Here is a 23,580-nt window from a genome sequence, read left to right on the forward strand (position 1 = left end):
TCCAACCCATACCGAAGGTATCTCCCCTGAAACGCACCTTAGATTAGGGTCGGTTTGAAGAGTTCATTATCCAGGCGATGGAGTGAATCGTCAGTACAGTTCGTAGAAGTCTGCCGGTCCGTCGTTCCGAAACAGTTACCATCATCCTCTCGCCGCCTGGGCGTTGGCGAGCACATAGTCGGTCAGCCGGGCGGCATCCTTCGCCATCGTGACGCACCGCTCTTCGTGATCGTGTAGGTCGGCGAGGTGCGGCGGCAGGGCGGGGCGATGGCCGGTCGCCCGCTCGACCGCGTCCGGGAACTTCGCCGGATGGGCCGTCGCCAGCACGACGACCTGATCGCCGTCGGCCCGGCATTGCCGCGCCGCGGCCAGGCCGACCGCCGTGTGCGGGTCGACCTGCCGGCCGGTCCGCTCGTAGACCGCCCGCATCTCGCGGACCGTGCCCTCGTCGTCCAGACTGGCGCCGTCGAACAGGGCGGCCGCCCGGCGCCAGCGCGCGTCGTCGAGCGGCAGGCAGCCGCCGGTGCGGAATGCGCCGATGGCCGATGCCACGGCCGCGCCGTCGCGGTCCAGCAGGTCGAACAGCAGGCGCTCGAAATTGCTTGAGACCTGGATGTCCATGCTCGGCGACAGGGTCGGCGTCACGCCGCGGATCTCCATGGCGTTGTGGCGGAAGAAGCGGGTGAGGATGTCGTTCGCATTGCTGCCGACGATCAGCCGGCCGACCGGCAGGCCGCATTGCCGTGCGGCGTAGCCGGCGAACACGTTGCCGAAATTGCCGGTCGGCACCGCGAAGCAGACGGGCCACACCGGCGCACCCGCTTGCCCCTGAACGTGCAGCGCGGCGTGAACATAGTAGACAATCTGGCCCATCACCCGGGCCCAGTTGATCGAGTTCACCGCCGAGAGGTTCACCCGGTCGCGCAGCGCATCGTCGGCGAACAGCGCCTTCACCATGTCCTGGCAATCGTCGAAGGTGCCCTCGACGGCGATGTTGAAGACGTTGCCGTCCGGCACCGTCGTCATCTGCCGGCGCTGCACTTCCGACGTCCTGCCCTTCGGATGCAGCATGAAGATATCGATCGCATCGCGGCCGGCGCAGGCGGCAATGCCGGCCGGGCCGGTATCGCCGGACGTCGCGCCGACCACCGTGATGCGCTCGCCGCGCGCGGCCAGCACGGCATCGAACAGCCGGCCGACCAGTTGCAGGGCATAATCCTTGAAGGCGAGGGTCGGGCCGTGGAACAGTTCCTGGAGAAAGAGGCCGTCGCCGAGATCGGCCAGCGGTGCCACGGCGGTATCGTCGAAGCCCGCATAGGCGGCTTCGGTCAGCGCCGGCAGGTCCGCCGCGGCGGCGGAGCCCGCCATGAAGGGCGCGCAGACCTCCGCCGCCAGTCCGGCATAGGACAGGCCCTGCCAGCTGGCGAGGGTCTCCGCCGTCCAGGCGGGCCAGGCTTCGGGCACATACAGGCCGCCGTCGCGCGCCAGGCCCGACAGCAGGATATCGTCGAACGCGGCCGGCGCCGCCGCGCCGCGGGTGCTGATATAGGGAAAGGCCGGTGCGGTCATTCCGGCACCGCGGCATTCCCGCTCGCCGGGTCGAGCACGGTAAGCCGCCCGTCGGCGATCGAGAAATGGGCGCCGTGCAGCTTCAGCCGGCCGGCATCGACCGCCTGCCGGACGATCGGGAAGGTCATCAGGTTATCGAGCGAATTCCGGATGGAGGCGTATTCGAACGCCTCTTGCAGGCCCTGCCCTTCCTTCGGCGCGTCGGCGGGCAGGCGGGCTTCCGCGCCACGGACCGTCGAAATCCATTTGCCGATGAAGCCAGGCGCGCCGGACTCACCGGGCGGGGCGCCCCTGCTCTCGATATAGGCCCGGATGCCGCCGCACCCGCTGTGGCCAATGACGACGATATCGCCGACGCCGAGGCCCCCGACGGCGAACTCGATGGCCGCCCCGGTGCCGCAGTCGCCGCCGTCCAGGTCGCAGGGCGGCACCAGATTGGCGACGTTGCGCACGACGAAAAGTTCGCCCGGTCCGGCGTCGAAAATCGCTTCGGGATCGACCCGGCTGTCGCAGCAGCTGATCACCATGACCGGCGGTTCCTGGCCCTCCGCCAGGGCCCGGTAGGTAGCCTCGTGACGCGGAAAGTCGGTTTCACGGAACCGCGCATAGCCGTCCGTCAGCAAATCCGGCAATCCGGGCGCGGAATTCCTCATGCCGCTCACCCGGCCCGGCCGGCCAGCCAGTCTTCGCACAACTGCCGGGCGATCGAATCCCGGCGCGGCAGCTTGAACGTCTCGCTGCGCTTGCCGATCTGCTCGATCACCCAGTCGCGCCGGAACCAGGCGGCCATTTCGAGTTCTTCGGTGTTGACGTCGAGGTCGTCCGACAGCGCCCGGGCATGAAACCCCAGCATGAGCGAGGTCGGGAACGGCCAGGGCTGCGACGAGTGATAGCGCACGTCGTGCACCCGGACCCCGGATTCCTCGAAGACCTCGCGCGCGACGGCCATTTCCAGCGTCTCGCCCGGCTCGACGAAGCCGGCAAGCGTGGAGTGCATGCCCGGCGGCCAGACCTTCTGGCGCCCGAGCAGGCACTTGTCGCCGTAGGTCACCAGCATGATGACCGCCGGATCGGTGCGCGGGAAATGGCTGGTCCCGCAGTCTTCATCGGAGCAGACGCGCAGATGGCCGCCGTCCTTCGGCTCGGTCGCCGCGCCGCAGACGCCGCAGAACCTGTGGCGCCGCCGCCAGGTCAGCATCCCGCGGGCATAGGCCAACAAGTTGCCGTGCTCCCGGTTCATCATCGGCCCGGTGAAGCGCAGGTCGAGAAACTCCGCCCGGTCCGCCCGGACACCGCAGATCAACTCGGCCTCCGCCTGTTCGAGGTTCGAAAGATCGCTGGCGAAATAGGCCAGTCCGCCGTGCAGGCCGAGGAACAGCGGCGTGTCGCCCCGTTCGAGCAGCGCGCCGAACCGCTCGGCCGGCAGCATCGTGGCTTCGGGGGGATCCTCGGGCGGCGCGCCGGGATCGATCAGGTTGCGCGAGCGCCAGACCGGAACCAGGCGGCCCTGCGGCCCGCGCAGCTGCGCCTCCAGCCACCCGGCGTCGCCGCGCCGGGCCGACGCGCGGTCCAGCGTGCTCCAGGCATAGAAATTGTCGTCGGAACGGGAAAGGCGCAGGCGGTCTGACATGGCCGTTAAGTGGCACAGGCGGCGGGCGTCGGCAATCGGCCCTCTGACGGCCCTTCGGCGGACTGCGCCACCGCCGCCGGCCTCAACCCGCGCGCGGATCGCGGCCTTCGAACGCGACGATGGCGTCGATGAGCCGTTCGGAAACCGGCTCGGTCCTGTGGGTCTGCTGATGGGTGTTGACCCAGACGATCTCGCCGGTCGCCCGCAGGTCGTCGGCCGAATCCTTCGAATAGATCGCCGGATCGTAGGTGATGCTGGTCCGGCCGATGCGGCGGGTGCGGATGCAGATGTCGATTTCGTCGTCGTAGAAGATCGGCGCCCGGAATTCGACGAGCGCCTTGACCAGATGGAAATCGCAGCCGGTCGCCGGATCGCCGCCCAGCGGATAGTCGTGGCCGATGGCACGCAGATATTCCGTGATCCCGACATCGTACCAGGTGAGGTAATGCGCGTTGTACGCGACCCCCTGGCCGTCGACCTCCGCATAGCGGACGCGCAGCGGATGGTGGAAGCGGAAATCGGCGCGATTCAGTTTCGTCATGGGCGGCGGCACTTTCCTTGCAGGCAGCACGGGACAGGAAGGGATTCCGGCTTCTTCCGCCGGTGCAGCGGCGCGGCGGCCGGTAAAATGCTCAGTGCAGTTTGCCGGGCAGCTCGTCGATCGCCCGGTCGACCAGGCCGGCGGCCTTCTTCTCGTCGAGCCGGTCCTCGAGCAGCTTGCGGGTCGCGGAGACCGCCAGGTCGATCGCGGTGTTGCGCACCTCGGCCTGGGCGGCGGCCTCGGCCTGGGCGATCCGGTCGAGCGCCTGCTGCTCGCGCCGCTTCAGGGACGCGGCCAGATCCTCTTCCGCCCGGGCGCGCAGCCGGGCCGCCTCTTCCTCCGCCGCGCGCAGCATGGCCTCGGCCTCCTGGAGGGCGTCGCGCTGCTTGCGCTGATAGTCGGCGAGCAGGCCCTGGGCCTCCTCGCGCAGGCGCTGGGCTTCCTCGATCTCGCTGCGGATCGCCTCGGCCCGGGCGTCGAGCGCGCCGGTGACCGCGCCGCGCGCCTTCCAGACCATGAAGGCGACGAAAATGACGAAGGCGATCAGCACCCAGAAGGTTGCGCCGCCGAAATCGAACAGGTCGCCGAGCCAGCCGCCGACCGAAGCGGCCTTGCCGGCGGCGAGCAGGACAGCGGAACCGGCGACTGCGGAAAGCTCCATCGCGCCGGCTCCCTACCGGTCCGCGACCGCATCGACGGCGTCGGCCGCCGATTTCCGGGCGATTCGCCCGCCGATCAGGCGCTGGGCGGCGGCCTGCACCACGTCCACGGCGACCTCCCGGATATTGCCGACCGCCTCGTCCCGGGCCGCCGCGATCCGCGCCTCGGCGCCGGCGATGTCGTCGGCGAGCCGGGCGGCCAGCGCCGCCTGGGTCGTGGCGGCCTGCGCCTTGCCGTCCTCGACCGCGTCGCGGATCACGGACTGGGCCCTGTCGCGCCCTTCGGCCATCGCCGCGTCGTATTCGGCCAGAACCTGCTCGGCCTCCTGGCGCAGGGTCTGCGCCCGGTCCAGATCGCCCTCGATCCGGTCGCGCCGGGCTTCCAGTGTCGCCTGGATCTTCGGCAGCGCGATCGTGCGCAGCACGACGAACAGGACGGCGAAGGCGAGCACAAGCCAGACGACCTGCGAGAGGAAGGTATCGATCTGTTGCAGTTGCGGCATCGCCGTTCTCCGCGCCCGGGCCCGTTCGGCCGGTCCCGTCTTCGGGCAGGGCTAACGCAAGCGCGCCTGCCCGGAAAGGCGGCCTGCTATCCGAACAGGATGACGAGCGCGATCACCAGGGCAAACAGCGCGATGGCCTCGACCAGCGCGAAACCCAGCATCGTCATGGTGAAGACCTCGCCGCGCGCGGCCGGGTTGCGGCCGACCGCGTGGATGAAGGCGGCGAACACGTTGCCGATACCGATACCGGCGCCGATCACGCCGATCACCGCGAGGCCGGCGCCCAGCAATTTTGCAGCTTCAACTTCCATTCTCGGTTCCTTTCCAGAATCGTTCAGGCGCGCCGCGCGGTCTAGTGGAGGTGGAGCGCGTCGTTGATGTACAGGCAGGTCAGAATTGTGAAGACGTAGGCCTGCAGGAATGCGATCAGGATTTCCAGCCCGGTCAGCGCAACGATAAAGAGCAGGGGCACGATGCCCGCGAAGCCCAGCGCGACCACGAAACCGGCAAAAACCTTAAGCAGCGTGTGTCCGGCCAACATATTGGCGAAGAGTCGCACAGAAAGGCTGACCGGGCGCGAGAGGTAGGAAATCACCTCGATCGGGATGAGCAGCGGCCACATCGCCATCGGGGCGCCCGGCGGCACGAAGAAGCTGAAGAAGCGGAAGCCGTGCTTCACGATCGCCAGCAGGGTGACGAATGTGAAGACCGCCAGCGCCATGGCGAAGGTCACGATGATGTGGCTGGTGAAGGTGAAGGCGCTGGGGATCATGCCCAGCATGTTGCCGAACAGGATGAACATGAACAGGGTGAAGATCCACGGGAAGTAGCGGCGGCCCTCGTTGCCCACCGTCTCCTTCAGCAGCCCGGCGACGAATTCGTAGCTCAGCTCCGCCATCGACTGCCACCGGCCCGGCACCAGGCGGCCGCGGCTCATGCCGACGACGAGGAACAGGCTGACCGACGCCACCGTGATCAGCATCGCCAGCGACGAGTTGGTGAACGACAGGTCGGCGCCGCCGATGTCGATGCTGACCAGCGGCTTGATCGTGAACTGATCGAGCGGACCCTGTTTCTCGCCGGCCACCGCTCATCCCCCTTCGCGTTCGTCCGGACCCGGCCCGCCGTCGTCTTTCGCGCGGTCCCGGTCGGCATATCCCACCGCGTGGCCCAGGCCGCTCATCGTCCGGTAGACGTTCACGATCCCGGCGGCCGCGCCGAGGAAGAAAAAGACAATCATCAGCCAGGGCTTCGTCCCCAGCCACCAGTCGAGCCCGAGCCCTATGGCGACCCCGACGGCGAGCCCCGCCACCAGTTCGGTGCCGATGCGCAGCGCGAGGCCGATACCCCTGCCCCGGTCGGTCCGGTCCCCGGCGTCCCGCGTGCCGCCGCGCCCCGCCCGATTCCCGTCGCGCCGTTTCTGCGCTGCGCGCAATCGGGCGTCGAGCTGATCGAGGGAGGGAGGACGGTCCTGTTGCGCCATGGCGCCGCCTCCGCGCGGTGCGGCCCGCGACGGCGGGCCCGGCCGCCGAAGGAACTGCGGGACGGCCGGAAGAAAACCGGCCGGAAACGCCGGCAAACTAGGGGGAGACCGCGAAAGCTGTCAATCCGGCCGCCAGGCGCAAATGCGCGTCCCGTTGCCGGCCAACCCCCTGATATTCAGCGACAAACCGGGCGATGCGACATTATTTTAGGAGCCGCTACGCGGTCTCCCGCAGCGCTTCCGCCTCGCGCAGGTCGACCGAGACCAGTTGCGAGACGCCGCGCTCCGCCATCGTCACGCCGTAGAGCCGGTCCATGCGGGCCATGGTGAGCCGGTTGTGGGTCACGATCAGGAAGCGGGTGCCGCTCTCCTCGGCGATGTCCTCGACCAGGGTGCAGAACCGGTCGACATTGTTGTCGTCGAGCGGCGCATCGACCTCGTCGAGAATGCAGATCGGCGCGGGATTGGTCAGGAACACGGCGAACAGCAGGGCAATCGCGGTAAGCGCCTGCTCGCCGCCGGACAGCAGCGACAGGCGCTGGAGCCGCTTGCCCGGCGGACTCGCCATGATCTCCAGGCCGGCGTCGAGCGGGTCGTCCGATTCGGTCAGGGCCAGATGGGCGCGGCCGCCGCCGTAGAGGCGGGTGAACAGGGCCTGGAAATGCCCGTTGACGGTGTCGAACGATTCGAGGAGCCGCTCCCTGCCCTCGCGGTTCAGGGAGGCGATCGCCCGGCGGAACCGTTCGATCGCGCCGATCAGGTCGTCGCGCTCGGTCTCGTATTCCTCGATCCGTTCGCCAAGCTCCTTCGATTCCTGTTCGGCGCGGTGATTGACCGGGCCCATGCCGTCGCGCTCGCGCAGCAGCCGGTCCAGCCGCCGTTCGGTGTCCGCCTGGGAGGGCAGGGGCTTGTCCGGGCTCTGCTCGGCGATCTCCAGCAGGGCATCCGGGCGGCAATTCAGCCGCTCGGCGCAACGCTCGGCGATCTGGGCGACCGTCTGTTCCGCCTGGCTGACCAGGCCCTCGGCCAGCCCCCTGCCCTCGCGCGCTTCGGCGAGCGCCTTCTCGGCTTCGCGCAGTTCGCGGTCGATAGCAGAGAGCGCCGACTCGGCCTCCGCCAGCGCCGCCGCCGCCGCGCTGCGGGCGGCCTGGCTTTCGGCGACCAGCGTGTCGGCCGCAGCCTGCCGGGCCGCAAGATCGTCCGGCTGACTCTCGATCTGCGCCGCTTCGGCGGCAATTCCGGCGCGCCGCTCTTCCAGCGCCGCCGCCTGTGCCTCGCCGTCTTCGATGAGCCGGCGCCAGCGCGCCGCGTCCTCGCCGGCATCCGTCCGCCGCCGCGCCCGCGCCGCCGCCTCGGCCTCCAGCCGGTTGCCGTTCTGCTCCTTCAGGGCGAGGTCTTCGCGCAGGGCGGCGAGTTTCCCGCGCATGTCCGACAACTGCGCATGGGCCGCGCCGTCTTCCGGAATGGCGTCGAGCGCGCTCTGTGCTTCGGCCAGCGCGCCGGCGGCTTCGGTCCGTTCGCCCTGCAGCGCCGCCAGCGTCTCGGCGACGGCCTCCAGGCGGCTGCGCTGCGATACCGCCGCCTCGTTCAGCGAGACCAGCGCCGCGCGCCGCGCGTTCAGCAGATCGAACGCCTCGCGCACGGCCGTATTGGCGGCGCGCCAGGCCTCGTCGGCGGTATCGGCGTCAGTCCGGGCCGCATCCAGATCGGCGCGCGCCGCGGCAACCTGCCTTTCCACGGCGACCGCTTCCCGGCCGATGGCGTCGAGCCGGTTCTGCTGCGCCAGGCGCCGGGCCGCGGCGGTCGGCGCGCCGGCGGCGGCGACGAAGCCGTCCCACCGCACCAAGCCGCCCTCGCGCGACACTGCGCGCTGCCCCTGGGCGAGCAGGGGCGCGATCGCCTCCAGCAGATCGGAATCCTCGACCACGGCGATCTGGTCGAGCCGGCGGGTCAGCGCGGCCGGCGCCTCAACGAACCAGCTGAGCGGCCTGGCGGCGCGCGGCAGGTCCGGGCCCTCTTCACCCGTTTCCGCATCGGCCTGCCAGCGGATCGCCGCCGCGCCGGACCGGGAATCGACAGGCGCGTCGAGATCGTCGCCCAGCGCGGCGCCCAGCGCGGCCTCATAACCGGCGGTCACCCGGATATCCTCAATCACCGGCCGCGTATCGCCGGCGGCGCGGCGTTCGAGCAGCGCGGCCAGAGCATCGGCTTCGGCGCGCAGGCGGGTCAGCGTCTCGTTGTGGGCCTCGAGAATGCCGCGCGCCTGCTCGACCGCTTCGGCCGTGTTGTCGCGCTCGGCTTCGGCCCGGTCGGCCGCGGCCCGGACCCGCGCGATGTCCTCCTCGGCGGCATCGGCCATGCGCTGCGCCGCCTCAAGGCCGGAGCCCGTTTCGTCCGCGTTCAGGGCATCGCGCTCGGTCTCGGCGGCGAGAATACGCTGGTCGAGCCCTTCGAGCGTCCGCTCCTGTGCCGCGACCCGGTCCGCGGCGGCAACCCGCCGGGCCTCCCGGGCGGCCGCCCGCTCGGTCGCCGCGGTCACCTCTTTCTCGAAGGCTTCGGCCCCGGCGCGGCTCTCCTGCACGGCCGCGGCGGCGGCAGCCCGCGCCGCCTCGTCTCCGGCCTCGTCCCGGTCGAGCTGGCGCAGCTCCTCGTCGAGCCGGCTCACGGCGCCGGCGGCGTCGGCCAGCTGCGCCCGTTCCCGTTCGAGGTCGCGGTCGATCTGCTCCAGCCGCTGGGCGAGTTCCTCGTGCCGCGCCGCCAGGCGCCGCGCTTCGGCGATCAGCCCGTCGCGCTCGACCAGATGACGCTGCAGACCGGCCGCCGCGGCCGCCTCGTCCTCACGCAGGCCGGACAGCGCGGCGCCGCCTTCGGCCGAACGCTGCGACAGCGCCGCCGCTGCGCCGGTCAGGGCTTCGACCCGCCGGTCAATCTCGGCGCGCTTGCGACGGGCATCGGCCAGCGCGGCCTCGGCTTCGGTCCAGCGCAGATGCAGCAGGACGGCCTCGGTCCGCCGGATATGGCCGCTGATGTTGCGATAGCGGGTCGCCTGGCGCACCTGGCGCCTGAGCCGCTGCATCTGGTCGGCCAGCTCGGTGAGCAGGTCTTCCAGCCGGTCGAGGTTGGTCTCCGCACCCTTGAGGCGCAGTTCGGCCTCGTGGCGCCGGGAGTGCAGGCCCGTGATGCCAGCGGCTTCTTCGAGGACCAGGCGCCGCTCGGCCGGTTTGGCCGCGATCATGGCGGCAACCCGGCCCTGGCTCACCATGGCGGAGGAGCGCGAACCGGTCTGCAGGTCGGCAAACAGCAGCTGGACGTCGCGGGCGCGCGCTTCGCTGCCGTTGATCCGGAAGCTGGACCCCTTGTCGCGCTCGATCCTGCGGGTGACGTCGATCTGCTCGAAGCCGTTGACGGCGGCCGGCGCATCGCCGGCGCCGTTATCCAGGTCGATGGAGACCTCGGCGATATTGCGCGCCGGGCGGTCGGCGGTGCCGTTGAAGATGACATCGTCCATACCGCCGCCGCGCAATTGCCGGGCGGAACCCTCGCCCATGCACCAGCGGAACGCTTCGAGGATGTTGGACTTGCCGCAGCCGTTGGGCCCGACGATGCCGGTCAGGCCGGGCGAAAGCTCCAGTTCCGTCGGATCGACGAAGGACTTGAACCCCGTCAGACGAATCTTGCTGAACTGGACCAACCCGTCCTTCCCGGCCGCCGGTGCGGGGCGGCCTGCTACTTGCCGGCCGCCGCCAGCGCTTCCTTGATGATGCGGTCGAAGGTCTCGAACGGCCGGGCGCCGTCGACCCGTTTGGCCGCGCCGCTTTCGATCTGCTTCTTCGTGCCGATCAGGAAGGTCGGCACGCTCTGGATCTTGAACCTCGCCGTCGCGTCGTTGACGCTGTCCGAGATGCCCTTGACGATGTCCTTGCTGTCGAGGCAGGCCTTGAAATCGGCGTCGCTCAGGCCGCCGAGGCGGGCGTAGCGGCCCAGTGCCGTGTAGAACTTGTCCCGGCCCAGGAACGCCCACTGCGCTTGGTTGGCGAACAGGATCTCGACCATTCCCTTGGCGCGGGCCGGGCCGAGGCACCGGGCGGTCAGAATGCCCAGGAAGCCCTGTGCATTGTGCGGGAAATCGCGCAGCACGAAGCGGACCTTGCCGGTATCGACATAGGTCTTCTTGATGCGCGGCCAGGCGCCGACATGGAATTCGCGGCAATGCGGGCAGGACAGGGATTCGAAGCCGTAGATGAGGACCGGCGCCCCGGCCTTGCCGTAGCCGATCTCCTTCAGGGCGTCCTTCACCGAGGCGATTTCCGCGCGCGCCGGCAGGGCGAACGCCCCGAATGCAAGGACGAAGGCGGCCAGCAGGACGGGAACGACGGTCAACAAGCGGTTGTGGTTCATGTACACCTCGCCACAATATATGGATGATGCGCGAAATTCAAACGCGCGGCAACAGGGTAATCGCGCCTGTGCATAACTGCACAATCACACTGCTGTCATGGGCACACTGCTTTCACGGGGCTGTCATGGGGGCTGTCATGAGGGCTGTCACGGGGGCCGTCATGGCGCCGGAATGCCGTCACTGAAGCGGGAATGCGCCGGCATTGTGGCACGGTTCGCGCGCGGCGCCGGCGTTCAGCCCCGGCCCTGCCGGGCCGCAACCGCCTCGCCGAGCCGTTGCAGGGCGTCGCGCAGGCCGTCGTCCTCGATTCCGGCGGTCTGCCGGCGCACGGATTCCTTGTCGGCCGGCGCGGCATCGGGCGGCGCAACGCCGGCCCGCCGGTTTTCGGGGCGGGTGTCGGGGCAGCTGACCGGCGCGTGCAGGATATGCAGCCGGGCGACCGCCCGATAGCCGAAATAGCCGTTCACCTTTTCGATGATCTGCGGCGCCAGATGGGCGATTTCCGGCGCCAGCGCCGGGCTGCCGACCCGGAGATGGAGGACGCCGGCGTCGCGTCCGCCTTCGGGCAGCGACCGGCCCGCCACCAGCTTCTCCGGCGCGGTCGCTCCGGCCAGGAAGGCGCCGACGATCCTGTGCCAGTCCGCCAGCACCCCGGCGACCGCCAGCCCGCGCTTGCGCAGCGCCGGGCGCGCCGCGGCGGCGGCGGCCGGTGCGATATGGCGCATACCGGAGCCGCGCCGGGCGGCGCGTTTCGCCGGCGCAGCGGCGGAGGCGGGGGAGGAAGCGGAACGTCTCGCCATCGTTCGGGGGCTTCGGGGGCTCGATCTGGCCTTTGCCGGAGGACGGCGATAGCGTAGCCGACCGTTCGGCTCTTCGCCAGCGCTGCTTGCTGCATATTGTGACCGATGCCCGATGCCCGCGCCACCGATGCCCTGCTGTCCGCCGCGCTTTCCGCCGCAGGGGCGCGGCTGGAGGCGGGCTTCGGCGGTCCGGCGCAGGCGTCCGCCGCCCTGCTCGACTGGTACGGCCGGCACGCCCGCGACCTGCCCTGGCGCGTGCCGACCGGCGCCGCCGGACGGCCCGACCCCTACCGGGTGTGGCTGAGCGAAATCATGCTGCAACAGACCACGGTGGCGGCCGTGGCGGGCTATTTCGCGCGCTTCGTCGCGCGGTGGCCGGCTGTCGGCGACCTGGCCGCCGCACCGCTGGACGATGTGCTGCACGCCTGGCAGGGCCTGGGCTATTACGCAAGGGCGCGCAACCTGCACCGCTGCGCCAGAGCGATAATGCAGGAGCATGGCGGCGTCTTCCCCGATACCGAGGACGCCCTGCGCGCCCTGCCCGGCATCGGCGCCTATACCGCCGCGGCGGTCGCCGCCATCGCCTTTGGCCGGCCGGCGACGGTGGTGGACGGCAATGTCGAGCGGGTCATGGCCCGGCTGCACGCCGTCGAGACGCCGCTGCCGGCGGCCAAACCGGTCCTGCGCCGGCTCGCGGCGCTGACGACGCCGGACGGTGGACCGGACGGGCGGCCGGGCGACTATGCCCAAGCGGTGATGGATCTGGGGGCGACGGTATGCACGGCGCGGGCGCCGCAATGCCTGCTTTGCCCGTGGTCGGCCGGCTGTGCGGCGTATCGTCGGGGCGTGGCCGCGGACCTGCCGCGCCGGGCGCCGAAGAAAGCGAAACCGCTGCGCCGCGGCATCGTGTGGTGGATCGAGCGGCCGGACGGCCGGGTCCTGCTGCAACGCCGGCCGGAGACCGGCCTGCTCGGCGGCATGATGGAGTTTCCCGGCACCGGCTGGACGGAAGCCGGACCGCAGGGGGCCGAACCGAGCGGCCGCCCGCCGGTCGCCGTGACCGCGGAGCGCGACGCCGGCACGGTCGGCCATGTCTTCACCCATTTCCGGCTCGAACTCGCCGTGCGCACCGCCCGGACCGAAGACCGGACGGGCGAGTCGGCAAGCGGCGCGGTCTGGGAGGACCCGGCCCGCCTCGACCGGCAGGCCCTGCCGACCGTGATGAAGAAGGTGGCGCGGGCGGCGCTCGGCCGCGATAATCCCCGCGACGATAGGGGGCCGGCGGCGGCCGGGCGGGGCGAGAGGACGTAGGATCGGCCATGCGGGGCAGGAAGCGGGGCAATATCGTCGTCCTCACCGGGGCGGGCATCTCCAAGGAATCCGGGCTCGACACCTTCCGCGACGCCGACGGCCTGTGGTCGCGGGTCAACCTGGAGGATGTCGCCACGCCGGAGGGCTTCGCCCGCAACCCGAAGATGGTGCACGATTTCTACAACCACCGCCGGCGCGAGCTGCAATCCGACAACGTCCGGGCCAACGCCGCCCATGCCGCCCTCGGCCGCCTCGAGGCCGAATGGCCGGACAGCGTGCTGGTCGTGACCCAGAATATCGATGCGCTGCACGAAGAAGGCGGCTCGAAGAACCTGATCCACATGCACGGCGAGATGCTGAAGGCGCGCTGCGACCTGTGCGGCGCGGTGCACGGCTGGACCGGCGACATGGATATCGGGACGGTCTGCCCGGCCTGCGAGCGCGCCGGCGGCATACGCCCCCACGTCGTGTGGTTCGGCGAGATGCCGTTCGAGATGGAGCGGATCTCCCGCGCCCTGGCGCAATGCAGCCTGTTCGTCTCCATCGGCACCTCCGGCAACGTCTATCCAGCCGCCGGCTTCGTGCAGGAGGCGATCTTCTCGGCGCGCGCCCACACGGTCGAGCTCAACATGGAGCCGAGCGAGGGCGCGACGATGTTCGCCGAGACGGTCTACGGCCCGGCGACCGAGGTCGTGCCGGCCTGGGTCGAGCGCGTCCTCGAAGAAGGCTTTTGAGCGAAGCGCTGGACGCCCCCGCGTTGGACGCCCTGTGGCGCGAGGTGCGCGGCTGCACCCTGTGCGCCGCCGACCTGCCGCTCGGCCCGCGCCCGGTTCTGCGGCCCTCGGCGACGGCGCGGCTGCTGATCGTCGGCCAGGCGCCGGGGACGAAGGTCCATGAGAGCGGCATCCCGTGGAACGATCCGAGCGGCGACCGGCTGCGCGGCTGGATGGGCATAAGCCGGGAGACCTTCTACGACCGGCGGCGCATCGCCATTATGCCGATGGGCTTCTGCTATCCGGGACGGTTGCCGCGCGGCGGCGACGCCCCGCCCCGGCCGGAATGCGCGCCGCACTGGCACGCCGCCCTGCTGGCGCTGATGCCGGCGGTCGAACTGACCCTGCTGGTCGGCGGCTACGCCCAGGCGCACTATCTGGGCCCGCGGCGCGGCCGGACGTTGACCGAAACCGTCGCCCGCTGGCGCGATTTCCTGCCCGGCACCCTGCCGACGCCGCACCCGAGCTGGCGCACCCGCGGCTGGGTCGCCCGCAACCCCTGGTTCGAGGCCGAACTGCTGCCGGATTTGCGGGCGCGGGTGGCGGCGCTGGTCGGAGCGGAGGCTGGAGAACGGCCGGATTTTGAATAAATGTTCAAAATCAGTTTGCCTAAGTCTTTGAAATCGCTCTGTTTTTCTTATTAGACAGACCGGTCTTTCTTACGTGTTTTTTTGCACCCGGCAGCCCTAACCCTTTGGAATCGTTGGAAAGACACCTTTCGGAAATGCGCAAAATCAATCCAGATAGGAATTTTTCCAGAATCCCGGCCGGGCGGGAGCGCCGGTCGACACCGGGGGCGGCATCGCCGGGCAGCAAGGCCCGGCAGAATCGGAGGGTCGAACCGGACGGGGTCCGGCCGTCAAGCCCAGGCGGCGCACAGGGTGGCGCATTGGATGGCGGATCGGATGGCCGATCGGCGGCGGCGGGCCGGAAAGCGGGAATACGCATGTTCCCGTATGTTTTCGATTCCTCCGCGAAACCTCTCGTCGTCATTCCGACCGGAGCCACGGCCCTGCGGGCCGGGGCGGAGCGGAGGAATCCCGGCTCGATCCCACCCACAGGAAACCCGTAGTCATGCGTTGAGATTCCTCCGCTACGCGCCCCGGACCAAATCCGGGGCGCTCCGGTCGGAATGACGGGAGGGGAGACGGAGAGCGGACGCACGGTCCAGCCCGTTTCGCAGGGGAATCCATGTTTTCGGGGCGTCGGCCGGCCGCAGCGGGCGCACTTCGGGCGTTGACGGGGCCGATATAGGGCGCGGAAGCTGCCGTGTCAAGGAAAAATGTCGAAAAACAGAAAAATTTTCAAACTTACTCCGGCGGACCCGCCGACAAGCGCTGCGGCATGGCGGATTTGACCCCTTGTCCCGGCGCGTACCCCAAGCACATCTGCGGGCACATTCTCAGCGGGATGCAAACCCCAGACAGCCGGGACCGGAGCGATGAGCAAGACGAGCGGCGTGAAGAAGGTCGTGCTGGCCTATTCCGGCGGGCTGGACACCTCCGTGATCCTGCGCTGGCTGCAGGACACCTACGGCTGCGAGGTCGTCACCTTCACCGCCGATCTCGGCCAGGGCGAGGAGCTGGAGCCGGCGCGGCGCAAGGCCGAAATGCTCGGCATCCGGGAAATCTACGTCGAGGACCTGCGCGAGGACTTCGTCCGCGACTACGTCTTCCCGATGTTCCGGGCCAACGCGGTCTACGAGGGCACCTACCTGCTCGGCACCTCGATCGCCCGGCCGCTGATCGCCAAACGCCAGATCGAGATCGCCGAAGAGACCGGCGCCGACGCCGTCGCCCACGGCGCGACCGGCAAGGGCAACGACCAGGTCCGCTTCGAGCTCACCTATCTCGCCCTCAAGCCGGACATCAGGATCATCGCGCCGTGGCGCGAATGGGACCTGACCAGCCGGGCCCGGCTCGTCGACTATGCCGAGAAGCACCAGATTCCGGTGCCGCGGGACAAGCGCGGCGAGCCGCCGTTCAGCCAGGACGCCAACCTGCTGCACATTTCCTCGGAAGGCAAAGTGCTGGAGGACCCGGCCCAGGCGGCGGACCTGGACCTGATCCTGACCCGCATGGTCTCGCCGATGGACGCGCCGGACCGGCCGGCGGAGATCGAGATCGCCTTCGAGCGCGGCGACCCGGTGGCGATCGACGGCGAGGCGCTGAGCCCGGCCGCGCTGCTGACCCGGCTCAACGAACTGGGCGGCGCGAACGGCATCGGCGCCATCGACATCGTCGAGAACCGTTTCATCGGCATGAAGAGCCGCGGCGTCTACGAGACGCCGGGCGGCACGATCCTGTTCCACGCAAGGCGGGCGATGGAATCGATCACGCTGGAGCGCGGCGCGGCCCATCTCAAGGACGAGCTGATGCCGCGCTACGCCGAGCTGGTCTACAACGGCTTCTGGTTCGCGCCGGAGCGGGAGATGCTCCAGGCCGCCATCGACCATGCCAGCGAGCGGGTGAACGGCACGGTGCGCCTCAAGCTCTACAAGGGCAACGTCATGGTCACCGGCCGCACGTCGCCGAACAGCCTCTATGACGAAGCCATCGTCACCTTCGAGGAGGACGCCGGCGCCTACGACCAGCGCGACGCCGAAGGCTTCATCCGCCTCAACGCCCTGCGCCTGCAACTGCTGGGACGGCAGCGGGGGCGGTAGGGGAAGGTTTCAGAGGGAATTATATCTGCGGCCTTGCGTTTGCGGCCCGCTGCCATTCCGCCGGGCGACGCCGTCAAACCATCCCTCGATGCCGCCCCGGACGGAGCGCAGCGACGATCCGGGGACCAGGGGCCTGCCCCTTCGGCAAGCTCAGGGCAGGCTCTGAGCTTGTCGAAGGGGCAACAGGCAAACACCTTCCGGGTCGGCCCTGGGCCCCGGATCAGGTCCGGGGCGGCAATTTTGGTGTTCGGGCCTCGACGAACGAGCGGCGTTTTCGGTTTTCGCCCCCTACCCCGCCGGCTCCTCGATCCCCGCCTGCTGGCAGGCGGCGGTTACGGTGTTGGCGAGCAGGCAGGCGATGGTCATGGGGCCGACGCCGCCGGGCACCGGGGTGATCGCGCCGGCGACCTCGACCGCCGAGTCGAAATCGACGTCGCCGACCAGGCGCATCTTCCCTTCCGCTGCGCCGGGCCGATCGTCCGGAATCCGGTTGATGCCGACGTCGATCACCGTGGCGCCCGGCGCGATCCAGTCGCCCGGCACCATGCGCGGCCGGCCGACGGCGGCGATGAGGATATCGGCGCGGCGGCATTCCCCGGCGAGGTCGCGGGTGCGCGAATGGGCGATGGTCACCGTGCAGTGCTCGCCGAGCAGCAGCTGGGCCATCGGCTTGCCGACGATGTTGGAGCGGCCGAGCACGAGGGCGCGCAGCCCCTTGAGCTCGCCCAGCCGGTCCTTCAGCATCATCAGGCAGCCGCGCGGCGTGCACGGCACCAGCGCCTGGCCGCCGGTCGCCAGCCGGCCGGCGTTGACGACGTGGAAGCCGTCGACATCCTTGTCCGGGTCGATGGCGTCGAGCACGGCGGTCTCGGAGACATGATCCGGCAGCGGCAGCTGGACGAGGATGCCGTGGACCGCGGGATCGCCGTTCAGCTGCCGGACGAGCGCCAGCAGCGTTTCCTGGTCCGTCTCCGGCGGCAGCTTGTGCTCGAAGGAGTTGAGCCCCGCCTCGACGGTCGCCTTGCCCTTGTTGCGGACATAGACCTGGCTCGCCGGGTCTTCGCCGACCAGAACGACGGCGAGGCCGGGCACGAGGCCGTGTTCCGCCTTCAGGACGGCGGCCTGGCGGGCGACGGTTGCGCGGAGGCGGGCGGCAAAGGCCTTGCCGTCGATGACGTTCGATCGGTCCATGGTCGGGCGGTTCCGGATACTGGCAGGTTCGGGGGAAGTTCGGGCTGCGGCGCAGCCGGTCTAGCGGAACGCCATGCCGGTGCAGGCCGGGATAACGGCGTATTCGGCGAGCAGGCTGCGCAGCACCCAAATGCCGAGAAAGACGACGATGGGCGAGAAATCCAGCGCGCCGGTCTGGGGCAGGAAGCGGCGGATCGGCCCGAGGACCGGCTCGATCAGGCGCTGGAGCCCGTCGAAGACGACGTTGACGAAGCGGTTGTAGGCGTTGATCACGCCGAACGACAGCAGCAGGCTCAGCACGATGTAGATGATCAGGATCCAGGTGAAGATCCCGAGGATCATGTCGATGAGCTGGACAATCGTGCACATGGACGGGCGGCGGCGGCGGGCTCGTTCGGCGAAAGCGCCGCGACCCTATCGGGGCGGCCGGCGCATGGCAAGAAAATCGGCGACGGGCCGCCGGCCGGCCGGTCCTGCGCGGCGTTTCGGCAGCCCCGGAACATTTGGCCGGGAAATTCAGCGCTCGGGGCAGTGGGTCAGTTTGAATTCCGGCGTCGGCCGAAGCCGATCCCCTGTCCGTCATTTCGACCGCAGCCCCGGATTTATCCGGGGCGGAGCGGAGAAATCCTTCCGGCGCGAAGCAAGGTCCAAAGCATTGTACCGGAAAGATTTCTCCACTCCGCGGCTGCGCCGCTCCGGTCGAAATGACGGACAGTGGCTGGAGAGGGGCGATGGGTGGAAGGATATTTTCGGGTCGCCGCCACGTCCTCTCCAATTTCAAACTGACCCGCTACCGCGCAGAGCCGCGCCTTGACTTGCCCCATCTTGACTTGCCGCATCTTGACTTGCAGGGCGGCGGCACCCCATATGCGCCACCGCAGGCCGGCCCGCGCTTCGGGCCGATGGCCGGACGACACGCCTGTGGTGCGGGGCCGTAGCTCAGATGGGAGAGCGTCGCGTTCGCAATGCGAAGGTCAGGGGTTCGATTCCCCTCGGCTCCACCAGAACCCGCCTGATCAAGACCCTCTTGGGCAATATTTTCCGTGAATCGCCGGCGCGCCGCGCGTAAGGAAAGCGGCGTGACACAGGATGCCGACACCCTGACGGTCGAGGTCTGGCGCGGCGATGCGCGCGGCGGCGGCTATGTCGCCTATGCGGTGCCGCGGCGGGAGAGCCAGACGGTCCTCGACGTCGTGACCTGGATCCAGCAGAACGCCGAGCCGGCGCTGGCCTACCGCTTTGCCTGCCGGGTCGGCATGTGCGGCTCCTGCGCCATGACGGTGAACGGCGCGCCGCGCTGGACCTGCCGGACCCATGTCCGCCGGGTGGCAAAGGCCGGGCGGCTACACATCGCGCCGCTGCGCAACCTGCCGGTGATCCGGGACCTTGCCGCCGACCTGGCGCCCTTCTTCGACAAGTGGACGGCGGCAGGCGGCGCCTTCGCCCCGACCGCGACCCGCGACGACCCGCCGGCGGAAATTCCGCCGCAAACGCCGGAGCGGGCGGCGGCGGACGCCGGCATCGAATGCATCAACTGCGCGGTCTGCTACGCCGCCTGCGATACCGTGGCGATGGCGCCGGACTATCTCGGCCCGGCGGCGCTCAACCGGGCCTGGACGCTCGTCAACGACGCGCGGGACGGCGGGCAGGCGGCGCGGATCGCGGCGGTATCGGGCGGCAACGGCTGCGCCAACTGCCATTCGCACCAGAGCTGCGCCGAGCTGTGCCCGAACGGGCTGAGCCCGACCGCGGCGATCGCCGGGCTGAAGCGCGCGGCCGGCCGCGCCTGGCTGCGTGGCGGCGCGTAACGCCGTGACGGACATCCGGCTCTACATGCTGCAACGGATCAGCGCCATGATCCTCGCGCCGCTGATCGTCGGCCATATCGCGACCATGATCGTCGCGGTGCAGAACGGGCTGAGCGCGGCGGAAATCCTCGGCCGGACCCAGGGCAGCATCTGGTGGGGCCTGTTCTATGGCCTGTTCGTCGCCGCGGTGTCGGTCCATGCCGCCATCGGCCTGCGCACGGTCGCCTTCGAATGGCTGAAGCTGAAGGGCCGCGCGCTCGACCTGCTCGCCTGGGCTGTCTTCGCCGGCCTGCTGATCCTCGGCGCGCGCGCCGTCGCGGCGGTGGTGCTGTGACGGCTTCATCGGCCGCGCCGAAGGCCCAGGTTCGCGCCCGAATTCACGCGGGCGCGCATCGCGGCCATCCGCTGTGGATCGCCTGGCTGGTCCACCGCCTGTCCGGTCTCGCCCTGGCCCTCTTCCTGCCCGCCCACTTTCTCGTGCTCGGCCTGGCGCTCACCGATCCCGCCGCGCTGGACGGCGCGTTGCGCTGGATGGACAACCCCTGGGTCAAGGCGGCGGAAACCGGCCTCGTCCTGCTGCTCGGCCTGCACCTGTTCGGCGGCCTGCGGCTGCTCGCGCTCGAATTCCTGCCCTGGTCGCCGCGCCAGAAGACCCTCGCCGCCGCCGCCGTCGCGCTGGCCTGTGCGGTTTCGGTCGGCTTCCTGCTGAGCGCGGTCTGACCCGTGCCGGGAACGCCCGAAACATGATGGCCGCGGACCTCGAGCGGCACAATGCCGACATCCTGATCGTCGGCGCGGGCGGGGCCGGCCTGTTCGCGGCCCTGCACGCCTGCCGGGCGGCGCCCGAACTGTCCGTGACGATCGCCGTCAAGGGCCTGCTCGGCAAGTCCGGCTGCACCCGCATGGTCCAGGGCGGCTACAATGTGGCGCTCGGCCCCGGCGATTCGGTCGAGCGGCATTTTATGGACACGATCGCCGGCGGCAAGTGGCTGCCGCACCAGGAGATGGCGTGGCGGCTGTGCGAGACCGCGCCGGTGCGCGTCCGCGAGCTGGAAAACGAGATCGGCTGCTTCTTCGACCGCAACCCGGACGGCACGCTGCACCAGAAGGCCTTCGCCGGCCAGTCCTTCGACCGGACGGTCCACAAGGGCGACCTGACCGGCATCGAGATCGTCAACCGGCTGATGGAGCAGGTCCTCGCCCGGCCGGTCGACCGGCTGGAGGAACACCGGGCGCTCGCCCTTGTGCCGGACCGCGCGGGCGGGGCGCTCGCCGGCGTGCTGTTCGCCGACATGCGCAGCGGCGCCTTCCGCTTCGTCCGGGCGCGCGCCGTGCTGCTGGCGACCGGCGGCGGGCCGACCATGTACCGCTACCACACGCCGTCCGGCGACAAGAGCATGGACGGGCTGGCCATGGCCCTGCGCCGCGGCCTGCCCCTGCGCGACATGGAAATGGTGCAGTTCCATCCGACCGGCCTGCTCGCCGGACCGGACACGCGCATGACCGGCACGGTGCTGGAGGAAGGGCTGCGCGGCGCCGGCGGCCACCTGCTGGACGGCGACGGCCGGCGCTTCATGTTCGATCACGACGAGGCGGGCGAGCGCGCGACCCGCGACATCGTCAGCCGGGCGATCTTCGAGGAGATGCGCAAGGGCCGGACGACGCCCAACGGCGGCGTCTACATCGCCATGAGCCATCTGGGGCCGGAGACGGTGCGCGACCGGTTCGGCGGCATGGTAAGGCGCTGCGCCGACAGCGGCTTCGATCTCGCCGGCGGGCGGGTCGAGGTCGTGCCGACGGCGCATTATTTCATGGGCGGCCTGGTCTGCGACCCCGATACGCGCACGGACCTGCCCGGCCTCTACGTCGCCGGGGAGGACGCCGGCGGCGCCCACGGCGCCAACCGGCTCGGCGGCAACGGGGTGGCCAACTCGACGGTCTTCGGCGGCATCGCCGGCGACACGATGGCGAGGGACCTGGCCGGCCCGGGCGCGCCCTTCCGCAACCCGGACGAAGACCTGCTGGCGGCGGAAATCGACCGCGCCCTGCACCCGTTCGGCCGGGCCGGTTCGGGAGGTCCGGCGGGCGATGTGCACGCGCTGCGCCGGCGGCTCATGGACCTGATGTGGGACGATGCCGGCGTCATCCGGACCGCCGATTGCCTCCGGCGCGCGGTTGCGCAGCTCGGCGAGTTGAAGGCGGAACTGCTGGACACCGGCCTCGCCGATACGGGCCGGGTCTTCAACCTGACCTGGCACGACTGGCTGAACCTGCGCAGCCTGGTCGAGGTCTCGGAAGCGGTCGCGGCCGCCGCCCTGGCGCGGGAAAACTCCTGCGGCGCCCATTACCGGGAGGATTGCCCGGACGAGGGCGACCCGGCCGCCGCCAGCTTCACCGTGATCCGCCGGGACGGCGGCGGCCTTGATGTTTCGCGCCAGCCGGTCAATTTCTCCATCGTGCAGCCGGGCGAGTCGCTGCTCGGCGAAGACCATGCCACGCTCGCCGCGGTCTGACCGGAGATCGGGCTGAAAGAGACATGCCGATGATCGCCATCGACAGCATCCACCGCACCGCGCTCACCCTGATGAGCAAGGCGGCGATCGAGATTCCCGACGATTATCTCGACGGGCTGCGCCGGGCCGCCGACGCGGAGGACGGCGATCTCTCCTCCTTCGTGCTGGAGGCCATGCTGGAGAATTACGACGCCGCCAAGGAGGACGGCCGGGCCATGTGCGGCGATACCGGCTGCCCGCGCTGGTACGTCAAGCTGGCCAACGAAGCGCAGGTGGAAGGCGGCCCGGTGGCGCTCGAACAGGCGCTGCGCCGGGCGACGGCGGACGCGACGCACAACATTCCCCTGCGCCCGAACCGGGTCCACCCACTCTGGCGCACCGACCACGACAACAATGTCGGCATCGCCGCGCCGGAGATCGAGGTCGCCTTCGAGCCGGACGGCGACTGGATCGACCTCACGACCGTCCACAAGGGCGGCCTGTTCGGCACCGACTACCGGATGCTGTTCCCGTCCGACGGGATCGAGGGCATCAAGCGCTTCTACCTCGATTCGCTGGTCGCCTTCGGCAAGCGCGGCCTGGCCTGCCAACCGGCGATTATCGGCATCGGCCTGGGCGGCTCCAAGGATGCCTGCATGGTGCTCGGCAAGCGCGCGGCCTGCCTGCGCGCGGTCGGCGACCGCAACCCGGACTTGGAGATCGCGGCGCTGGAGCGGGAGTTCATCGAGCTCGGCAACAGCATCGGCATGGGTGCCATGGGATTCGTCGGCAAGTCCATGGTCGTCGATTGCCATATCGAGGTCGGCTACTGCCACACCGGCGGCATGCAGATGAGCGTGCACGCCTTCTGCCTGTCGTCGCGCCGCGCCTGCGCCCGGCTCCACGGCGACGGCCGGGTCGAATACCGCACCGATCCGCTGTGGTTCACGCCGTACCAGCGCCGCGAGACGGTCGAGTGGCCGCCGGCCGCGGTTGCAGCGGCGGTCGCATGAACAAAGTCCGGCTGAGCACGACTCCGGACCGGGCGGCGCTCGCCGCGCTGTCCCTGGGCGACGTCGTCTATCTGGACGGCACGGTCTACACCGCCCGGGAAGGCGTCTACCGGCGCGTCGTCGAGGACGGCGAGGCCCTGCCGTTCGACCCGGCGGCCGTGAGCGCCACCAACTTCCACTGCTCACCGGCCGCCACGATCGAGGCCGACGGCAGCTACAGGGTCGGCGCGGTGACGGCGACCGCCTCCTTCCGCTTCAGCAAATGGATCGGCCCCTGGCTCGACCGCTCCGGCGCGACGCTGATCCTCGGCAAGGGCGGCATGAACCCGGAGGACTACCGCAACCATTTCGTGCGCAACGGCGCGGTCTATCTCACCACCGTCGGCTACGGCACCGGCGCCCTGCTCGGCCGCGGCATCCGGCGGGTGAAGGACGTGCACTGGCGCGAGAAACTCGGCCTCGCCCAGGCGGTCTGGGTCATCGAGGTCGAAAATTTCGGTCCCTTCCTGGTCGAGAGCGACCTTGAGGGCAACAGCCTGTTCGAGCGCGAGAACGCCAAGATCGCCGCCGGGCTGGACCGGGTCTACGAAGGCACCCGCCCGGCCGTCATGAAACGCTTCGGCGAAACCGACGACCGCCGCGACGAGATGATTTGAGGCGGGCGGGCGGGCAATTCCGGAACCCTATACCTCCCCCTCTTCAGAGGATTTCTCTGCGAAAGGGGATTCTCAACCTGTCCGTAG

The 23,580-nt window shown here is 69.9% G+C and carries 24 protein-coding genes and 1 tRNA gene; 11 read left to right on the plus strand and 14 right to left on the minus strand.

Going from position 1 to position 23,580, the window contains the following annotated elements; genetic code table 11:
- Nucleotides 1–141 precede the first annotated feature (141 nt).
- The 12 genes from thrC to OXM58_09800 all read right to left on the minus strand — a co-directional run bounded on the left by thrC (nucleotide 142) and on the right by OXM58_09800 (nucleotide 11,584).
- Nucleotides 142–1,569: a threonine synthase gene (gene thrC, locus OXM58_09745; GenBank protein ID MDE0148646.1), complete on the minus strand. Its 1,428-nt coding sequence runs from the start codon at nucleotides 1,567–1,569 to the stop codon at nucleotides 142–144.
- Nucleotides 1,566–2,222, minus strand: coding sequence for a carbonic anhydrase (locus OXM58_09750; protein ID MDE0148647.1), 657 nt, complete (start codon nucleotides 2,220–2,222; stop codon nucleotides 1,566–1,568). The genes thrC and OXM58_09750 overlap by 4 nt, the downstream gene beginning before the upstream one ends.
- Before the next feature lie 5 nt (nucleotides 2,223–2,227).
- Entirely contained in the window at nucleotides 2,228–3,199 is a 972-nt protein-coding gene (gene nudC / locus OXM58_09755; GenBank protein MDE0148648.1) for an NAD(+) diphosphatase, read from the minus strand.
- Between the two features lie 82 nt (nucleotides 3,200–3,281).
- Complete coding sequence (locus OXM58_09760; protein MDE0148649.1) at nucleotides 3,282–3,740, minus strand: thioesterase family protein; 459 nt, start codon at nucleotides 3,738–3,740, stop codon at nucleotides 3,282–3,284.
- Nucleotides 3,741–3,831: 91 nt separating this feature from the next.
- Nucleotides 3,832–4,401, minus strand: coding sequence for a F0F1 ATP synthase subunit B (locus OXM58_09765; protein MDE0148650.1), 570 nt, complete (start codon nucleotides 4,399–4,401; stop codon nucleotides 3,832–3,834).
- A gap of 12 nt (nucleotides 4,402–4,413) precedes the next feature.
- Nucleotides 4,414–4,902, minus strand: a complete 489-nt coding sequence (locus OXM58_09770; GenBank protein MDE0148651.1) for a F0F1 ATP synthase subunit B' — start codon at nucleotides 4,900–4,902, stop codon at nucleotides 4,414–4,416.
- 86 nt (nucleotides 4,903–4,988) lie between these two features.
- The gene (locus OXM58_09775; GenBank protein ID MDE0148652.1) at nucleotides 4,989–5,213 is read right to left on the minus strand and encodes a F0F1 ATP synthase subunit C; all 225 of its coding nucleotides are present in this window, start codon (nucleotides 5,211–5,213) and stop codon (nucleotides 4,989–4,991) included.
- Between the two features lie 41 nt (nucleotides 5,214–5,254).
- Nucleotides 5,255–5,989, minus strand: coding sequence for a F0F1 ATP synthase subunit A (locus OXM58_09780; GenBank protein MDE0148653.1), 735 nt, complete (start codon nucleotides 5,987–5,989; stop codon nucleotides 5,255–5,257).
- A 3-nt stretch (nucleotides 5,990–5,992) separates the two neighbouring features.
- The gene (locus OXM58_09785; protein MDE0148654.1) at nucleotides 5,993–6,385 is read right to left on the minus strand and encodes an AtpZ/AtpI family protein; all 393 of its coding nucleotides are present in this window, start codon (nucleotides 6,383–6,385) and stop codon (nucleotides 5,993–5,995) included.
- A 217-nt stretch (nucleotides 6,386–6,602) separates the two neighbouring features.
- Nucleotides 6,603–10,076 carry a chromosome segregation protein SMC gene (gene smc / locus OXM58_09790; protein MDE0148655.1) on the minus strand — a complete coding sequence of 1,158 codons (3,474 nt, stop codon included), beginning with the start codon at nucleotides 10,074–10,076 and terminating at the stop codon, nucleotides 6,603–6,605.
- A gap of 35 nt (nucleotides 10,077–10,111) precedes the next feature.
- Complete coding sequence (locus OXM58_09795; protein ID MDE0148656.1) at nucleotides 10,112–10,783, minus strand: thioredoxin domain-containing protein; 672 nt, start codon at nucleotides 10,781–10,783, stop codon at nucleotides 10,112–10,114.
- A 234-nt stretch (nucleotides 10,784–11,017) separates the two neighbouring features.
- Nucleotides 11,018–11,584 carry a DciA family protein gene (locus OXM58_09800; protein MDE0148657.1) on the minus strand — a complete coding sequence of 189 codons (567 nt, stop codon included), beginning with the start codon at nucleotides 11,582–11,584 and terminating at the stop codon, nucleotides 11,018–11,020.
- A 105-nt stretch (nucleotides 11,585–11,689) separates the two neighbouring features.
- Between OXM58_09800 and mutY the strand changes: the two genes are divergently transcribed.
- The 4 genes from mutY (at nucleotide 11,690) to OXM58_09820 (ending at nucleotide 16,333) form a co-directional block, all read left to right on the plus strand.
- Nucleotides 11,690–12,895, plus strand: coding sequence for an A/G-specific adenine glycosylase (gene mutY / locus OXM58_09805; protein ID MDE0148658.1), 1,206 nt, complete (start codon nucleotides 11,690–11,692; stop codon nucleotides 12,893–12,895).
- 8 nt (nucleotides 12,896–12,903) lie between these two features.
- The gene (cobB, locus tag OXM58_09810) at nucleotides 12,904–13,629 is read left to right on the plus strand and encodes an NAD-dependent protein deacylase (GenBank protein ID MDE0148659.1); all 726 of its coding nucleotides are present in this window, start codon (nucleotides 12,904–12,906) and stop codon (nucleotides 13,627–13,629) included.
- A complete protein-coding gene (locus OXM58_09815) occupies nucleotides 13,626–14,258 on the plus strand; it encodes a uracil-DNA glycosylase family protein (protein MDE0148660.1) in 633 nt (210 codons plus the stop codon). The genes cobB and OXM58_09815 overlap by 4 nt, the downstream gene beginning before the upstream one ends.
- 851 nt (nucleotides 14,259–15,109) lie before the next feature.
- A complete protein-coding gene (locus OXM58_09820) occupies nucleotides 15,110–16,333 on the plus strand; it encodes an argininosuccinate synthase (protein ID MDE0148661.1) in 1,224 nt (407 codons plus the stop codon).
- A gap of 288 nt (nucleotides 16,334–16,621) precedes the next feature.
- On the opposite strand, the gene folD is transcribed toward OXM58_09820, so the two are convergent.
- Both folD and OXM58_09830 read right to left on the minus strand, forming a co-directional pair.
- Nucleotides 16,622–17,524: a bifunctional methylenetetrahydrofolate dehydrogenase/methenyltetrahydrofolate cyclohydrolase FolD gene (gene folD / locus OXM58_09825; protein MDE0148662.1), complete on the minus strand. Its 903-nt coding sequence runs from the start codon at nucleotides 17,522–17,524 to the stop codon at nucleotides 16,622–16,624.
- A gap of 60 nt (nucleotides 17,525–17,584) precedes the next feature.
- Nucleotides 17,585–17,893, minus strand: coding sequence for a YggT family protein (locus OXM58_09830; protein ID MDE0148663.1), 309 nt, complete (start codon nucleotides 17,891–17,893; stop codon nucleotides 17,585–17,587).
- Between the two features lie 559 nt (nucleotides 17,894–18,452).
- On the opposite strand from OXM58_09830, the gene OXM58_09835 reads away from it, so the two are divergent.
- The 7 genes from OXM58_09835 (at nucleotide 18,453) to OXM58_09865 (ending at nucleotide 23,493) form a co-directional block, all read left to right on the plus strand.
- Nucleotides 18,453–18,528: transfer RNA gene (locus OXM58_09835), tRNA-Ala, on the plus strand.
- Nucleotides 18,529–18,603: 75 nt separating this feature from the next.
- On the plus strand, nucleotides 18,604–19,332 hold the full coding sequence (locus OXM58_09840) for a 2Fe-2S iron-sulfur cluster-binding protein (protein ID MDE0148664.1): 729 nt from the start codon (nucleotides 18,604–18,606) through the stop codon (nucleotides 19,330–19,332).
- Between the two features lie 4 nt (nucleotides 19,333–19,336).
- Nucleotides 19,337–19,666, plus strand: a complete 330-nt coding sequence (locus OXM58_09845) for a succinate dehydrogenase (GenBank protein ID MDE0148665.1) — start codon at nucleotides 19,337–19,339, stop codon at nucleotides 19,664–19,666.
- The gene (gene sdhC, locus OXM58_09850) at nucleotides 19,663–20,052 is read left to right on the plus strand and encodes a succinate dehydrogenase, cytochrome b556 subunit (protein MDE0148666.1); all 390 of its coding nucleotides are present in this window, start codon (nucleotides 19,663–19,665) and stop codon (nucleotides 20,050–20,052) included. The genes OXM58_09845 and sdhC overlap by 4 nt, the downstream gene beginning before the upstream one ends.
- Before the next feature lie 23 nt (nucleotides 20,053–20,075).
- Nucleotides 20,076–21,845, plus strand: a complete 1,770-nt coding sequence (locus tag OXM58_09855; GenBank protein ID MDE0148667.1) for an FAD-dependent oxidoreductase — start codon at nucleotides 20,076–20,078, stop codon at nucleotides 21,843–21,845.
- 29 nt (nucleotides 21,846–21,874) lie between these two features.
- A complete protein-coding gene (locus OXM58_09860; protein ID MDE0148668.1) occupies nucleotides 21,875–22,837 on the plus strand; it encodes a fumarate hydratase in 963 nt (320 codons plus the stop codon).
- Nucleotides 22,834–23,493: a fumarate hydratase C-terminal domain-containing protein gene (locus OXM58_09865; GenBank protein MDE0148669.1), complete on the plus strand. Its 660-nt coding sequence runs from the start codon at nucleotides 22,834–22,836 to the stop codon at nucleotides 23,491–23,493. The genes OXM58_09860 and OXM58_09865 overlap by 4 nt, the downstream gene beginning before the upstream one ends.
- Nucleotides 23,494–23,580 lie beyond the last annotated feature (87 nt).

The sequence above is a fragment of the Rhodospirillaceae bacterium genome, from assembly GCA_028819475.1.
Lineage (GTDB): Bacteria > Pseudomonadota > Alphaproteobacteria > Bin65 > Bin65 > Bin65.

Excerpts from the sequence above, each read along its gene's own strand:
- thrC (MDE0148646.1), bottom strand. The coding sequence starts at position 1,569 with ATGACCGCACCGGCCTTTCCCTATATCAGCACCCGCGGCGCGGCGGCG.
- OXM58_09750 (MDE0148647.1), bottom strand. The coding sequence starts at position 2,222 with ATGAGGAATTCCGCGCCCGGATTGCCGGATTTGCTGACGGACGGCTAT.
- nudC (MDE0148648.1), bottom strand. The coding sequence starts at position 3,199 with ATGTCAGACCGCCTGCGCCTTTCCCGTTCCGACGACAATTTCTATGCC.
- OXM58_09760 (MDE0148649.1), bottom strand. The coding sequence starts at position 3,740 with ATGACGAAACTGAATCGCGCCGATTTCCGCTTCCACCATCCGCTGCGC.
- OXM58_09765 (MDE0148650.1), bottom strand. The coding sequence starts at position 4,401 with ATGGAGCTTTCCGCAGTCGCCGGTTCCGCTGTCCTGCTCGCCGCCGGC.
- OXM58_09770 (MDE0148651.1), bottom strand. The coding sequence starts at position 4,902 with ATGCCGCAACTGCAACAGATCGATACCTTCCTCTCGCAGGTCGTCTGG.
- OXM58_09775 (MDE0148652.1), bottom strand. The coding sequence starts at position 5,213 with ATGGAAGTTGAAGCTGCAAAATTGCTGGGCGCCGGCCTCGCGGTGATC.
- OXM58_09785 (MDE0148654.1), bottom strand. The coding sequence starts at position 6,385 with ATGGCGCAACAGGACCGTCCTCCCTCCCTCGATCAGCTCGACGCCCGA.
- OXM58_09795 (MDE0148656.1), bottom strand. The coding sequence starts at position 10,783 with ATGAACCACAACCGCTTGTTGACCGTCGTTCCCGTCCTGCTGGCCGCC.
- OXM58_09800 (MDE0148657.1), bottom strand. The coding sequence starts at position 11,584 with ATGGCGAGACGTTCCGCTTCCTCCCCCGCCTCCGCCGCTGCGCCGGCG.
- mutY (MDE0148658.1), top strand. The coding sequence starts at position 11,690 with ATGCCCGATGCCCGCGCCACCGATGCCCTGCTGTCCGCCGCGCTTTCC.
- cobB (MDE0148659.1), top strand. The coding sequence starts at position 12,904 with ATGCGGGGCAGGAAGCGGGGCAATATCGTCGTCCTCACCGGGGCGGGC.
- OXM58_09820 (MDE0148661.1), top strand. The coding sequence starts at position 15,110 with ATGAGCAAGACGAGCGGCGTGAAGAAGGTCGTGCTGGCCTATTCCGGC.
- folD (MDE0148662.1), bottom strand. The coding sequence starts at position 17,524 with ATGGACCGATCGAACGTCATCGACGGCAAGGCCTTTGCCGCCCGCCTC.
- OXM58_09830 (MDE0148663.1), bottom strand. The coding sequence starts at position 17,893 with ATGTGCACGATTGTCCAGCTCATCGACATGATCCTCGGGATCTTCACC.
- OXM58_09855 (MDE0148667.1), top strand. The coding sequence starts at position 20,076 with ATGATGGCCGCGGACCTCGAGCGGCACAATGCCGACATCCTGATCGTC.
- OXM58_09860 (MDE0148668.1), top strand. The coding sequence starts at position 21,875 with ATGATCGCCATCGACAGCATCCACCGCACCGCGCTCACCCTGATGAGC.
- OXM58_09865 (MDE0148669.1), top strand. The coding sequence starts at position 22,834 with ATGAACAAAGTCCGGCTGAGCACGACTCCGGACCGGGCGGCGCTCGCC.